This is a genomic window from Chryseobacterium camelliae, from assembly GCF_030818575.1.
GTDB classification, from domain to species: domain Bacteria; phylum Bacteroidota; class Bacteroidia; order Flavobacteriales; family Weeksellaceae; genus Chryseobacterium; species Chryseobacterium camelliae_A.
Genome location: NZ_JAUTAL010000001.1, coordinates 1,229,155 through 1,241,962, shown reverse-complemented (window position 1 = coordinate 1,241,962; position 12,808 = coordinate 1,229,155). Strand labels below are relative to the sequence as shown.

General features: G+C 41.4%; 13 protein-coding genes and 2 pseudogenes. 8 read left to right on the top strand and 7 right to left on the bottom strand.

Features of this window, described 5'->3' with window-relative positions; translation table 11 throughout:
- Positions 1-11 precede the first annotated feature (11 nt).
- Positions 12-920, bottom strand: coding sequence for a carbohydrate kinase family protein (locus QE404_RS05660; RefSeq protein WP_307447703.1), 909 nt, complete (start codon positions 918-920; stop codon positions 12-14).
- A 33-nt stretch (positions 921-953) separates the two neighbouring features.
- The gene (locus tag QE404_RS05655) at positions 954-1,952 is read right to left on the bottom strand and encodes a LacI family DNA-binding transcriptional regulator (RefSeq protein ID WP_307447701.1); all 999 of its coding nucleotides are present in this window, start codon (positions 1,950-1,952) and stop codon (positions 954-956) included.
- Positions 1,953-2,289: 337 nt separating this feature from the next.
- Between QE404_RS05655 and QE404_RS05650 the strand changes: the two genes are divergently transcribed.
- The 3 genes from QE404_RS05650 to QE404_RS05640 all read left to right on the top strand — a co-directional run bounded on the left by QE404_RS05650 (position 2,290) and on the right by QE404_RS05640 (position 4,074).
- Positions 2,290-2,853: a Crp/Fnr family transcriptional regulator gene (locus QE404_RS05650; RefSeq protein ID WP_307447697.1), complete on the top strand. Its 564-nt coding sequence runs from the start codon at positions 2,290-2,292 to the stop codon at positions 2,851-2,853.
- A gap of 141 nt (positions 2,854-2,994) precedes the next feature.
- Entirely contained in the window at positions 2,995-3,321 is a 327-nt protein-coding gene (locus QE404_RS05645; RefSeq protein ID WP_307447694.1) for a DMT family transporter, read from the top strand.
- Positions 3,322-3,366: 45 nt separating this feature from the next.
- On the top strand, positions 3,367-4,074 hold the full coding sequence (locus QE404_RS05640) for a T9SS type A sorting domain-containing protein (protein ID WP_307447690.1): 708 nt from the start codon (positions 3,367-3,369) through the stop codon (positions 4,072-4,074).
- Between the two features lie 30 nt (positions 4,075-4,104).
- On the opposite strand, the gene QE404_RS05635 is transcribed toward QE404_RS05640, so the two are convergent.
- The 5 genes from QE404_RS05635 to gpmI form a co-directional block, all read right to left on the bottom strand.
- The gene (locus QE404_RS05635; RefSeq protein ID WP_307447688.1) at positions 4,105-4,893 is read right to left on the bottom strand and encodes a class I SAM-dependent methyltransferase; all 789 of its coding nucleotides are present in this window, start codon (positions 4,891-4,893) and stop codon (positions 4,105-4,107) included.
- Positions 4,893-5,702: a type I methionyl aminopeptidase gene (gene map, locus QE404_RS05630; RefSeq protein ID WP_307447685.1), complete on the bottom strand. Its 810-nt coding sequence runs from the start codon at positions 5,700-5,702 to the stop codon at positions 4,893-4,895. The genes QE404_RS05635 and map overlap by 1 nt, the downstream gene beginning before the upstream one ends.
- A 91-nt stretch (positions 5,703-5,793) precedes the next feature.
- A complete protein-coding gene (locus tag QE404_RS05625; protein WP_294204840.1) occupies positions 5,794-6,225 on the bottom strand; it encodes a BT0820 family HAD-type phosphatase in 432 nt (143 codons plus the stop codon).
- A gap of 90 nt (positions 6,226-6,315) precedes the next feature.
- Positions 6,316-7,293, bottom strand: a complete 978-nt coding sequence (locus QE404_RS05620; protein WP_307447680.1) for an acyl-ACP desaturase — start codon at positions 7,291-7,293, stop codon at positions 6,316-6,318.
- Positions 7,294-7,425: 132 nt separating this feature from the next.
- Positions 7,426-8,967: a 2,3-bisphosphoglycerate-independent phosphoglycerate mutase gene (gpmI, locus tag QE404_RS05615; RefSeq protein WP_307447677.1), complete on the bottom strand. Its 1,542-nt coding sequence runs from the start codon at positions 8,965-8,967 to the stop codon at positions 7,426-7,428.
- A 270-nt stretch (positions 8,968-9,237) separates the two neighbouring features.
- Here gpmI and QE404_RS05610 point away from each other — a divergent pair, with 270 nt between their 5' ends.
- The 5 genes and pseudogenes from QE404_RS05610 (at position 9,238) to QE404_RS05590 (ending at position 12,692) form a co-directional block, all read left to right on the top strand.
- Positions 9,238-9,717, top strand: a complete 480-nt coding sequence (locus QE404_RS05610) for a DUF1203 domain-containing protein (protein ID WP_307447675.1) — start codon at positions 9,238-9,240, stop codon at positions 9,715-9,717.
- Positions 9,718-9,911: 194 nt separating this feature from the next.
- Positions 9,912-10,235: a translation initiation factor gene (locus tag QE404_RS05605; RefSeq protein WP_307447672.1), complete on the top strand. Its 324-nt coding sequence runs from the start codon at positions 9,912-9,914 to the stop codon at positions 10,233-10,235.
- A gap of 50 nt (positions 10,236-10,285) precedes the next feature.
- Positions 10,286-11,141: pseudogene (locus QE404_RS05600) on the top strand (nucleoside phosphorylase).
- A gap of 322 nt (positions 11,142-11,463) precedes the next feature.
- Positions 11,464-11,763 carry a hypothetical protein gene (locus QE404_RS05595; RefSeq protein ID WP_307447666.1) on the top strand — a complete coding sequence of 100 codons (300 nt, stop codon included), beginning with the start codon at positions 11,464-11,466 and terminating at the stop codon, positions 11,761-11,763.
- Between the two features lie 118 nt (positions 11,764-11,881).
- Positions 11,882-12,692, top strand: a pseudogene (locus QE404_RS05590) (enoyl-ACP reductase FabI).
- Positions 12,693-12,808: the final 116 nt, after the last annotated feature.

Below are 12,808 nucleotides of genomic sequence, written 5' to 3'. Positions count from 1 at the left end.
AAGATGATCCGTTAGGTTAATAGGATGTTTGATGCCTTAAACTTCTGAAATTCTTCAACGTCATAATCCGGACAAGCGCCCGGCTTTGACGTTATGAATGCGCCTAATGCAGTTGCTTCGTTCATAATCTCTTCGGGGCCCGCATTCAGGATTCTTTTGGATATGAAGCCCGCCAGGAAAGCGTCACCGCTTCCCACAGTATCTGCAATAGTTACGGGAACGGCCGGAAAGCCGTAATTTCTGTTGCCTTTAAAATACCTTGCGCCTTTGCTTCCTTTGGTAAGGATAATTTCCTGGATATTGAAATGTTCCTGCAGGTATGATGCGCTTTCATCCTCACTTTCAAATTCCTCGCTGAGGAACTGCATGATTTTCCTCATCTCCGCTTTGTTCATTTTAACGATATCGGCACGGTGCAAAAGTTCTTTAACAACTGTAATATCAATGAAAGGCGGCCTGAAATTCACATCAAAAATCTTAAGTTTTGCATGCTCAAGAAGTTGGAATAATGTATTCCTTGTTTTTTCATTTCTGGCCGAAAGGCTCCCGAAGACGAAAGCTCCCGCTTCCGACACCAGTTTTTTATGCTCAGGAAGGAAATCAATATAATCCCAGGCTACATGATTCACGATTTCATAGCTGGCTTCATTATGATCGTCTATACTGGCAATTACGGTACTTGTTGGATGCTGGGTATCTTTCTGGATAAAGTCTGTGGTCATTTCCCAGCCGCTGATCTGTTTCAGCAGCTTTTCGCCGAGTTCATCGTTGCCTACCCTGCTGAGCACTGTTGCATCAATTCCCTTTTTATAGATATTGTATGCTGCATTAAAAGGGGCGCCTCCAGCACGTGATCCCTGAGGAAAGATATCCCAGAGCACTTCTCCGAAGCAAACGACGTAAGGTTTTTGTTCAATCATAGGTTAAACGTTTAAGTTAAATAGTAAAAAATTTTATCGTACAGATTTTTTATGAATTAAGCGGGCTTGAAAAATCATGCTTTGCTGTAAAGATTGACCTCCGATCTGTTCATCCAGCAACTGAACTGCTGCTTTGGCCATTTCGTTCAGCGGCTGCTGAATATAATCTATCTCCACAGGGAAAAGTGAATAGGCATCTGTTTCGTCAAAGGCAATGACGGAAACATCCTCCGGAACACTGATATTATTTTTTATAAAATAGCCCAGTCCTGCCACAGCAAGCTTGTTACTGGAAAAATATACGGCCTTCCTGTTACTGCTGTTCTGAAAATACCGGTCAAGACCCTGATGTACTTCTCCGGCAATATTGTCTAATCCCACGAGGATTTCCTGTAGCTCCACACCATTCTTGGTGCTCTGCTGCTCGAATCCCTGCTGTCTGTCAAGCAGATGGGGCAGTCGGGTATCATATCCTACATAAGCGATATCCTTAAATTTTTTTCCGGCAAGGAAACTGCAGACCTGTTTTGAAACCTCGTCATTGTTGATCCTGACTCCTGCTACTTCAGTATCCTTAAGATAGCGGTCGACTGTAACTACAGGGAACTGATCATTCACCAGTTTCTGCACCGTCTCATCCGAATCCATTACCGGTGCGATGATCATCCCATCCACCTGCTGTTCTGAAAAAAGTTCTGTCAGTTTTTTAAATTTACTCGGATTTTCATCTGAGCTGCCAATCAGGAGCGTATAGCCGAGTTTCATGGCTTCATCTTCGATACACCGGGCCATTCCGGAATAAAAGTCATTGGAAATATCTGCTACTATGAGTCCGATAAGCTTGCTCTTGCTGGTTTTCAGACCTCTGGCCATTTTATTGGGAATATAGTTAATCGTTTCAGCAATTTCTAAAATTTTTTCCCGGGTAGCCTCCCCTATTCTGCTTCCTTCTTTTTTGTTCAGGACATAGGAAACCGTTGCCACAGAAACACCGGCCAATTTTGCTATGTCTTTAATCGAAGCTCTTTTCATTGTAGGAAGTCAAGTGTGCAAAAATATTTCATAAATTGGTAACAAAACAATACACCGTTTTTTTTGCCAATTCATAAAATAAATGTATTTTCGCAACTTTTTACTTCCAACGCCCAATCACATATAAACAACTGATTAATAAGTATTTAAAAAGGGAAAATTTTAAAAATTCAGACATCTGTGCACAGGCTTTACAGTCCGATTGCTGTCTGGATATTATATTTAGGTTAAACGTTTATGCAAATATTTTTAACAATCCTGCGATTTTGTTCAAAACCACCTGTAAGATTGCTAATTATTCCTTGATAAAACTCTATTTTTAACCTAAAAATTAATAATGGATATCGAAGAAATTCTAGACAGGATCTATAGTCTTCCCCAAGCCTCTAAAATCCGCCTGAAACAGGCTGTTACCGAAGTTTCGTATCCCAAAAATTTCATACTGATGGAAGGAAGTAAAGTTATTCCTTACGTCTATTTTATCAAGAAAGGAATGGTGCGGGCCTACGCTGCTGCAGAAGACAGGGATATCACATTCTGGTTCGGTAAAGAGGGAGAGCCTGTGGTATCGATGAAAAGCTATGTTGAAAAACGACCGGGATATGAATATATTGAACTGCTTGAAGACTGCATTTTATACCGGATAGAAACGGAAAGCCTGACAGATTTATATCAGGAAGATATCCATATTGCCAACTGGGGCAGAAGATTTGCCGAAAAAGAGCTGGTAAAAACCGAAGAGCTGATCATTTCCAGACAGTTTAAAACCGCTGCCGAATGCTACAGGGATCTGATACGGGATAAGCCGGACCTGTTGCAGCGTGTTCAGCTCGGACATATTGCGTCGTATCTCGGGATCACGCAGGTAACGCTGAGCAGGATCAGGGCGGAGATGAAGTGAGGGGTTTGAGGGTTGGAGAGTGAAGAGGATTAGGGTTGAGGAGTGTTGTAGGTGGTAAGGTAAATGAATAGGATGATTTTTTAACAATTGTAAAATAGTGTTGCCGTTTAAATCCTGAACTTTGCCTTAAAATTTAGCAATATGAACTGGTTGATCTTAGTAATCGCAGGATTGTTTGAAGTGGCTTTTGCTTCCTGCCTGGCCAAAGTAAGGGAAACTTCCGGAAATGAAATGTATTATTGGTTTACAGGATTTCTGGTCTCATTGACGATCAGTATGCTGCTGCTGATCAAAGCTACCCATACCCTGCCTATCGGTACGGCTTATGCAGTATGGACCGGAATCGGAGCGGTGGGAACCGTTCTTATGGGGATTTTCTTTTTTAAAGATCCGGTAAGTTTCTGGAGGATATTTTTCATCATCACTCTGATTGGTTCAGTAATCGGATTAAAGGCCGTTTCCCATTAAGTACCAAAACAAACTTTTTTCACTATATTTGGAAAAAATCCTCTTATGAAAAAAGCTTTATTTTTGATTGTGATGGGCATATTATCACAAGCCCAGACTCCCGATCTTATTTCTACCAATTGGTATATTTCAGGCATTACATTAAACAACCAATCTATCAGCACTCCCGTAATGGACATTCCTTTAGGCATGTCTTCATTCATGGCAAGCAACACGTCTAACAACTATATCTTCACTTCAAAGTACTTCAATTCCGCACCGGTATCCATTACTTTTATTGCCGGAACCAATACCTTTTCCAAAAACGGTTCAGGCTGCACACTGGCCTATTACACGGGAACTAATCAGGTAGCTGTAAACAGTTACGACCAGAAGAACTGTGATATGTTTGAAAATACGCCTGCCGGAACCATTTATTCTTATCAGCTCGTACCGAATGGAACCGGAAAAACGCTTATCATTACGGCTCCTTCAGGAAACAAGATTTCCTACAACAGTTTTATTTTGGGAACAGCGGACATCAAAACGCAGAAAAAAACATTCAAAGCCTATCCAAATCCCGTACACGAGAGCCTGACCTTAGAAGGCATTAAAAAGACTCTTAGCATAAAGATTTACGATGCTTCAGGAAAACTGGTTTCTGAATCCAGAAGTACGGGTGAAAAAATAAAATTAGACACAGGATATTTGCCGAAAGGACAGTATATCATTGCCATAGATACGTATGAAACGTATGCTTTTATCAAAGAATAAAATACAACCGGTTAAAAATGAAAAACGTCTTCAGTAGGAAGACGTTTTGTTTTTGCTTTTATATACTACAGGGAGAATTTCGTTGTGCCTCAAGCCATATTTCCTGATTTCTTCCTCTGAGAACTGCCGGGAATAATAATTGGGTTCTGCCTGGAATCCTGCTTTCCTAAGCCGGTCAAAATAATCCATCCCATACCAGCGTACATGGTCGTATTGGCCAAAGTGTTTCTGGCGTTCTTTAGGATCTGTAATCGTGAAATCCTCATAGGTCTCCTCCAGGTTGTTTTTCATAGGAACCTGAAAGATTCCCCATCCGCCGGGACGCATCACCCGGTAAAGTTCACTCATGGCTTTGGCATCATCCTGAATATGCTCCAATACGTGATTGCAGAAAATGATATCAAAACTCTCATCTTCAAAGGGAAGATCAAGGATATCAGCTTTCACATCTACAATGGGCGAATAAAGGTCTGCTGAAATGTAGTTCAGATTGCGCATTCTTTTGAACTTCCTGAGAAATTCCTGTTCAGGTGCTATGTGGAGTACTTTATGGTTCTTAATGAAAAAATCGGTTTCATTCTGAAGGTACAGCCACATCTGCCTGTGCCTTTCGAGGCTCAGGGTACCTGGAGAAAGGGCATTTTCCCTTTGCTTTCCGTATCCGTAAGGCAGGAATTTCCGGTAAGATCTACCGTCAATAGGATCATAAAATTCATCTCCCTGGAAAAGGCGGTAAATCACAGGCCTTGCCCAGATACTCATTTTGATGAGCATCGGACGGGGAATTTTATTCAGCAGCAGCCTGGTTAACTTTTTCATTAAAAATCCAATTGAAAAGGCTTTTCCTCATCGCTTTCGATTCCCAAAGCCTCATAAATATATTTAAATGTAGACAGCAATACAGGCTTACCATTGATGACAGCCACATCATGTTCAAAATGGGCGGAAGTCTGATTATCCAGTGTGGTTACGGTCCATCCGTCATTGTGGAACTTCACTTTTTCCGTTCCCAAATTAATCATGGGTTCAATGGCAATGGCAAGTCCGTCTTTGATGACTTTCCCGCTCCCTTGTCTCCCATAATTTGGAACCTGTGGGTCTTCATGCATCTTTCTGCCTAGTCCGTGGCCTACGAGTTCTCTTACCACTCCGTATCCATGTCCCTCACAATAAGACTGGATCGCATGGGAGATGTCTCCGATTCTTTTTCCTCGGACACACTGCTCAATACCTTTATACAGGGATTCTTTGGTTACCTGAAGGAGTTTTTTCACCTCAGGTTTCACTTCACCGATTTCAAAGGTATAGGCATGATCTCCTACAAAACCATTGAGTACTGCTCCACAGTCTACAGAGAGAACATCTCCTTCTTTTACCACTTCCTTATTGGGAAACCCGTGCACTACCTGTTCATTCGGGGAAATGCACAGTGAATTGGGAAAACCTCCGTATCCCAGGAATGCAGGTTCGCCACCGTTATCTTTAATAAATTCGTATGCTAATTTATCCAAATGCAGCGTGGTGATCCCGGGTTTTATTTCTTTAGCCAGCATACCCAGCGTTCGGGATACCAGATGGGCACTCTGCTTCATCAGACGAAGCTCATCTATTGTTTTTAAATGAATCATAAATAATGTAACAATTTATAAATCCAGCAGTGTAACAATAACCAATTAAAAATTTGATGTACTGCTACACTGATAGATGATCAGGTTATTCTTACCAGAACAATCCTTTTTTCTTTTCTTTTTTTAGTTTGGAATATGCCAGGACTTCCTTTCCTTCCACACGGAATTCTATTCTTTCCTGAATGATGTTGTAGATCTCTCCCCATCCCGGGAAACCGCCCAGGTTCCTGTCATCAATAAACCAATCGGCATCCAGTTTTCTGGACTGGGTCTCACAATCGAATACTTCTCCTTCAAAACTTGAGTTCACTGCATAAAATTCAATGCCGTTTTTTCTGCAGAATTCTACAGCTTCATCAAGGGTTTTTCCGTGCCTGTAGGTCCAGAGGATCAGGCGGTACCCTTCAGACTGTAATCTTTTTAATGTTTCAAAAGCGAAGATTTTCGGCTTGCCGATAGCGGGATAGGCATCATCAACAATGGTTCCGTCAAAGTCTACGGCGATTTTCTTATTGTTCATCATTTCGATTATGATTTAGATGGGCAAAGATACAAAAAAAGAGTGCCATGTATATGCAGGCACTCTCAGTTTTATTGTTAACCGGTTTTGGAATTAACTTTTCACCCAGCTGAACTGGAACTGAAGATCCGGAGTAGATACTCTATCGGTGATCTTCTGCAGCCTTCCCGGAAGTTTCATCAGGTATTCCTGTGCTTTTTCAGCTTTTTCTGTTAAACCTTTGATGTGTTCAATTTTCCATTCATCCAGCAGGTCTTTCAGAATGTTGATGTAATCCTGTCCCGTATACACCATGCAACGCTGTGCCGCATCAGAAAAATGCCCCCACAGCTCTCCGGCCTTTTGTCCCGACTGCCTCATCAGGTGAGCCGGCATAACGATTTTCTTACGCATCATATCTTCAAAGGCAAGAATCATTTCAGATGGATCTATCTCAAGGATTTTCTCCACAAAATGCTTGTAGGCTTTAGCATGTCTTGCTTCGTCAGCAGCAATTACACCGCACATTTTAGCGAGTTTTCCGTTTCCGGACTGTTTTGCAAGGGTTCCTACCCTTCTGTGCGAAATATTGGTAGCAGTCTCCTGAAAGCTTGTGTAAACAAAATTCCTATACGGATCCATGCTTGTACCGAGATCGAAACCGTCGTTGATGAGGTATTGTGTGGTAATCTCCACCTCTCTCATGTTTACCCTTCCGCACAGGTACAGGTATTTATTTAGTAAATCTCCGTGTCTGTTTTCTTCAGCTGTCCATGCTCTTACCCAATTTACCCAGCCTACCTGTTCTTCCTGGTTTACCCCGTCTACACCCATCAGCCAGGATTCGTAGGAAGGCAATGCCTCTTCGGTAATACAGTCACCGATTAGGGTTACAAAAAGGTCATAGGGCATTTCCCGGGCAAAAGTCTGTATTTCCTCCAGGTCATATCTGAAATCTTCGCTTGCCGGATCCGGAAGCATATCAGAGGGCTGCCAGATTTTTTCAATCGGCGTTAAAAATTTTTCAAGAAAAGATCCCACTTCCTTTTCCAAAATCCCCATTACTTCTTTCCTTACGAGCTGCTGATACATTATTACTATTTAGAATTAATTGACAAAGATATAACTTATTATTGTAAGCATAACAAGCATTGCTGTGATATTCATCATAAAAAAATACCGTTATGACTTAAATAACGGTATTTTTACAATTATATTGTTATTCTAACTTACTAATATGTCTCCTGTCATTACAGCAGGAATCTCTACCCCCATAACTTTCAGGATCGTAGGTGCCACATCTCCCAGTTTACCCGGTTTCAGGTTCCATGTATGATCCTTATCCATCACGATGAAAGGAACCAGGTTGGTGGAGTGCTGGGTATTTGGTGTTCCGTCCGGGTTGATCATTACATCAGAATTCCCGTGATCGGCAAGAATGAAAACGGCATATCCGTGCTCATAAGCGGCTGTAGCCACTTTTCCGATGCACTCATCTACGGTTTCCGCGGCTTTTACAGCTGCTGAGAAAACACCGGTGTGCCCCACCATATCCGTATTGGCAAAATTCAGGCAGATGAAATCAGCCGTTTCATGCTCAATTTCAGGAATGATAGCGTTCGTAATATCGTATGCGGACATTTCAGGTTTAAGGTCATAAGTAGGCACATCCTTCGGGCTTGGGCAAAGCAGCCTGCGTTCGCCTTCAAACTCTTCCTCACGGCCACCGGAAAAGAAAAAGGTTACGTGCGGATATTTTTCAGTCTCGGCAATACGGATCTGGCTTTTCCCGTTTCTTTCCAGCACTTCTCCCATCGTCTCTTTCAACACTTCCTCATCAAATACCACATGAACATCTTTGAAAGTCTTGTCGTAGTTGGTTAAAGTCACATAGTATAGAGGCAGTTTCCTCATGAAATACTCCGGAAAATCCTGCTGGGTAAGTACTTCGGTGATTTCTCGGCCACGGTCTGTACGGAAGTTGAAACAGATCACCACATCATTGTCATCAATTTTAGCCATCGGCACAACATTACCTACAGGCGTTGTTTTGGTGAGGATGATCGGCTTTAAGAATTCATCGGTTACATTTTCCTGATAAGAAGCCTTGATAGCTGCAACAGCATCGGTAGTCTGAAGTCCAACACCTTCTACCAGCGCATCATAAGCAAGCTTAACACGCTCCCATCTCTTATCACGGTCCATTGCATAATATCTTCCGACTACGGTGGCCAGTCTTCCGACAGTAGTTTCCATATGTTTTTCCAGGTCCTGGATAAACCCGACCGCAGAATGCGGATCACAGTCCCTGCCGTCTGTAAAGGCATGAACATAAACATTTTCTTTAAAACCAAAGGCTTTTGCTGCGGTAAGCAATCCTTTTAAGTGGTTGATATGTGAATGTACACCTCCGTCGGAAACCAAACCGATGAAGTGCACCTTTTTATTTTCTCTCAGTGCATATTCAAAAGCATCCTGAATGACTTTTTCCTGTCCTAAAGTACCGTTTTCCACGGCCATATTGAGCTTTACGAGATTCTGGTAGACCACTCTTCCGGCTCCCAGGTTCATATGACCTACTTCAGAATTTCCCATCTGCCCGGCAGGCAGTCCTACAGCAAGACCGCTCGCCTCAAGGGTTGTATGCGGAAATCTCTGATAGCAGCTGTCTATGAATGGTGTATTGGCTTTATCCAGAGCTGAAACATCAGGGTTGGTGCCCAGCCCCCATCCGTCAAGGATGGCTAATATTGCTTTTTTCGACATTTTGTATAAACTTTATATGACAAATTTATTCAATTTTAGATGAATTCAAGAATCAGGCGTTCTTAAATTTTGATTAAATCCTTTTATCCGGCTCCAACTGATCTGATATTTCTTTTATCTCTGTACATAATATCCTATCTGATTGATGTATACAGGTACTGGTGATAGCATTCATTATACTCCATATGAAGCTTATTGAGATCCTACAACAACATCACAGGATTCGGATTTCATGATAACCATATTACATTCAAATTTGCATAAAAAAAGATGGAAATACATTTCAGATTAAAAGCACTTAATGCAGAAGGCTTCAAAGCATTTTTCACAGGATCAGATTCTGAATTGGAAAAATCAGGAGCCAAAAGAATAATTATTGACTCGTGTCCCGGCTATCCGTGCCGTATCAGCCTGAAAGACCTTGAGCCGGGAGAAGAAGCTCTACTGATGCCTTACCTTCATCATGATGTGCATTCACCTTATCGTGCCAGCGGGCCTATATTTGTAGGAAAAAATGCTGAAACCGCAAATATGGCTGTCAATGAAATCCCACTGATGCTTCAGCACCGTCTGCTTTCAATACGGGGCTACACCAGTACAGGGATGATGAAGAATGCCTCCGTCGTCGAAGGAAAGACACTGAAAGATGAACTGATAAGGTTTTTTAAAAATAAAGAGATAACCTACATCCATATTCACAATGCCAGACAGGGCTGTTATCTGTGTCTTGCAGAAAGGGAAAATGATTGATGTATAATCAGGCCGCTTTACTTGGAAGTAAGATCATTACTTGATTTTAATCATGACAGAATGATTAAAAATGATTCAAGGCAATGTATTGGGAATAACATAATTCTGTTTTGAAGGTCGCTACGGAAGCTCATCAGTATTCGGATCCTATCTAAAAAAGCCTTTTGATAAAAACTTTTTTATACTTTTGCTTCATGGACTTACGAGATCAACTGAAAAACCTTTTTCCTGATCATGAAGAGCAGGAATTTGAAATGCCGGAAGAACAGTTCAGGCAGAAAGAACCACTGATATGCAAATTTGAGAAGAAAGGCAGGAACGGCAAACCCGTAACCCTGATTGAAGGATGGGAAGGCAGTGAGGAGGAACTTAAAAAAATTTCAAAGAAAATCAAGACCACGCTGGGAATCGGCGGTTCGGAAAAAGACGGAATTATCGTTATTCAGGGTGACAACCGTGATAAAATCATGGCTATCCTGAAAGATATGGGATACAAAACAAAAAGAGTCGGCGGATAATTTAAGGAACCTCCTTATAAACGCCTTACCAACAAATACACAATAAATATATGCTTAATAAACTGGCCGCTTCAGAACTTGTTCTGAACGATGACGGAAGTGTTTACCATCTTAATCTTCTCCCGGAAGACATTGCTGAAAAAATTATTCTTGTAGGAGATCCGGACCGGGTAGCCAAGGTTTCTGCCTACTTTGATTCTGTAGAAATCAGAAAAAATAAAAGGGAATTTTACACCCACACCCGGGACCCTGAGGGGCGAAAGGATTACAGTAATGTCCACCGGTATCGGAACAGAGAATATCGACATTGTAATGAACGAACTGGACGCTCTGGTGAACATCGATCTTAAACATAAAGAATTTAAGGCAGAACATTCTTCACTTCAGCTCTTCAGAATGGGAACATGCGGAAGCGTAAACCCTGAAGTACAGGTAGACAATATGCTGGTGACACAGAATGTTGTGGGGCTTGACGGGCTGATGCATTTTTATCAGGACTACCGTTTTGAAAACGAATTCTCAAAAAATTTCATGGACAAATTTCCGTATCCGAATATCAAACCGATGCTTTATTTCTCTGACTGGTCAGAAGAACTGGGGAATCTCTATCAAGATGCGGCATACCACGGAAATACCGCTACGTTCCCTGGATTTTATGCTCCGCAAGGAAGGCAGCTTCGTCTGAAGGCACTCGATAACCGCTTCCTGGAAACACTGAATGATCTCGGAGTTACCAATTTTGAAATGGAAACATCTGCGATTTATGCTTTATCCAAATTATTGGGCCATAAAGCCATTACCGTAAATAATGTCATAGCCAACAGGAGACGTGGCGAGTTTTCCGCCGATCATCATGCTTCTGAAAAGAGGCTGATTACCTGGGTACTGGACAGGATCATTCCATAAATAACCCATTACATAACAGTCTTGGCCGTTTAAGCTGAGCCAATGATGCCGATATTATATTAAATCATTCATTCTACAATGAATGATTTTTCGTTATCCCAATTAACCCAATATGCCAGGAGTTAAAGTAAGACTGTTTCCATAAATCCCGAACAGTAAATGCATTCATCATATTGTTCAATACATCGATTTTTTACAAGCTGACTGGTCAGATAAATATTTCACTACAGCATTAAAAATATTATGAAAATTTTAACAGACTACCCTGTTTTTAGGAACGGTTATTGTTTAATTTCTAATACAATACACAAATATATTTATTATGAACAATTCAGATTATAACAAAGCAGAGAACGCAGTAGAAAGAACGGAAAATTCTTTAAAAAACGCTGCAGACAACACAAAGTGGAAAGTTGAGGATTTAGCTGACAGAGCAAAGGATTATATCAACGAAAAAAGAGCTAATGACCAGGAAGCAAGCCAGGAAGACTGGTTCGATAAAGTAAAAAACAATGCTTCAGACGCATGGGACAATATTAAAGATAAAGCCAACGATGCCTGGGAAAAAACCAAAGATGCCGCAGAAGATGTAAAGGCAGAATGGAACAAAAAAACCAATTAATTTCAGTTTTATAAATATTTTCAAAAAAAACGGAGCCTTTTTATAAGAGGCTCCGTTTTTTATTATGCTGTAAACACAAAATATTGCTACATTTGTAGCTAAATAAACATTAGAAAATATGTCATACGGTTTACTTAAAGGCAAAAAAGGAATTATTTTCGGAGCTCTTAATGAACAGTCTATCGCATGGAAAGTTGCAGAGAGATGCCATGAGGGAGGGTGCAGAATTTATTTTATCCAACGCACCTATCGCCATGAGAATGGGAGAATTGAATGCTCTGGCAGAAAAAACAGGTTCGGATGTTATCGGAGCTGATGCAACTTCTGTGGAAGATCTGGAAAAACTTTTTGATGCTGCAGTTGCCAAATTCGGTAAAATCGATTTTATCCTCCACTCTATAGGAATGTCCGTGAACGTAAGAAAGGGCAAACATTATACTGAAATGAATTACGATTGGTTAGAAAAAGGCTGGGACGTTTCAGCGGTTTCTTTCCATAAGGTAATGCGTGTGGCATGGGAGAAAGACTGTATGAATGAATGGGGAAGCATCCTGGCATTAAGCTATATCGCTGCCCAGAGAACATTCCCGGATTATAATGATATGTCTGACAACAAAGCCTATCTTGAAAGTATTGCCAGGACATTCGGTAACTACTGGGGAGAAAGAAAAGTGCGTGTAAATACGGTTTCACAGTCTCCAACTCCTACTACAGCCGGAAGCGGTGTAAAAGGTTTCGGTGGGTTCCTTGGCTATGCGGAAGACATGTCACCGCTTGGCAACGCTACCGCTCTGGACTGTGCGAATTATTGCGTAACGTTATTCTCGGATCTTACGAAAAAGGTTACGATGCAGAACCTTTTCCATGACGGAGGCTTCAGCAGCTCAGGCGTTACCCAGAAGGTCATCAGCAAGTACGATGCGGAATAAGATCTTTGATTGAAAAATATAGAGGCCGGAAAACTTTGTTTTCCGGCTTTTTTATTGGCTATATATTCAATCAGAAAAAAATACCGGCGGCACTTTCAGTGCCGCCGGTACCGCAA

What these genes read in the sequence shown, in the direction of transcription:
- QE404_RS05660 (WP_307447703.1), bottom strand. Translation starts at nt 920, where the DNA reads ATGATTGAACAAAAACCTTACGTCGTTTGCTTCGGAGAAGTGCTCTGG.
- QE404_RS05655 (WP_307447701.1), bottom strand. Translation starts at nt 1,952, where the DNA reads ATGAAAAGAGCTTCGATTAAAGACATAGCAAAATTGGCCGGTGTTTCT.
- QE404_RS05650 (WP_307447697.1), top strand. Translation starts at nt 2,290, where the DNA reads ATGGATATCGAAGAAATTCTAGACAGGATCTATAGTCTTCCCCAAGCC.
- QE404_RS05645 (WP_307447694.1), top strand. Translation starts at nt 2,995, where the DNA reads ATGAACTGGTTGATCTTAGTAATCGCAGGATTGTTTGAAGTGGCTTTT.
- QE404_RS05640 (WP_307447690.1), top strand. Translation starts at nt 3,367, where the DNA reads ATGAAAAAAGCTTTATTTTTGATTGTGATGGGCATATTATCACAAGCC.
- QE404_RS05635 (WP_307447688.1), bottom strand. Translation starts at nt 4,893, where the DNA reads ATGAAAAAGTTAACCAGGCTGCTGCTGAATAAAATTCCCCGTCCGATG.
- map (WP_307447685.1), bottom strand. Translation starts at nt 5,702, where the DNA reads ATGATTCATTTAAAAACAATAGATGAGCTTCGTCTGATGAAGCAGAGT.
- QE404_RS05625 (WP_294204840.1), bottom strand. Translation starts at nt 6,225, where the DNA reads ATGATGAACAATAAGAAAATCGCCGTAGACTTTGACGGAACCATTGTT.
- QE404_RS05620 (WP_307447680.1), bottom strand. Translation starts at nt 7,293, where the DNA reads ATGTATCAGCAGCTCGTAAGGAAAGAAGTAATGGGGATTTTGGAAAAG.
- gpmI (WP_307447677.1), bottom strand. Translation starts at nt 8,967, where the DNA reads ATGTCGAAAAAAGCAATATTAGCCATCCTTGACGGATGGGGGCTGGGC.
- QE404_RS05610 (WP_307447675.1), top strand. Translation starts at nt 9,238, where the DNA reads ATGGAAATACATTTCAGATTAAAAGCACTTAATGCAGAAGGCTTCAAA.
- QE404_RS05605 (WP_307447672.1), top strand. Translation starts at nt 9,912, where the DNA reads ATGGACTTACGAGATCAACTGAAAAACCTTTTTCCTGATCATGAAGAG.
- QE404_RS05595 (WP_307447666.1), top strand. Translation starts at nt 11,464, where the DNA reads ATGAACAATTCAGATTATAACAAAGCAGAGAACGCAGTAGAAAGAACG.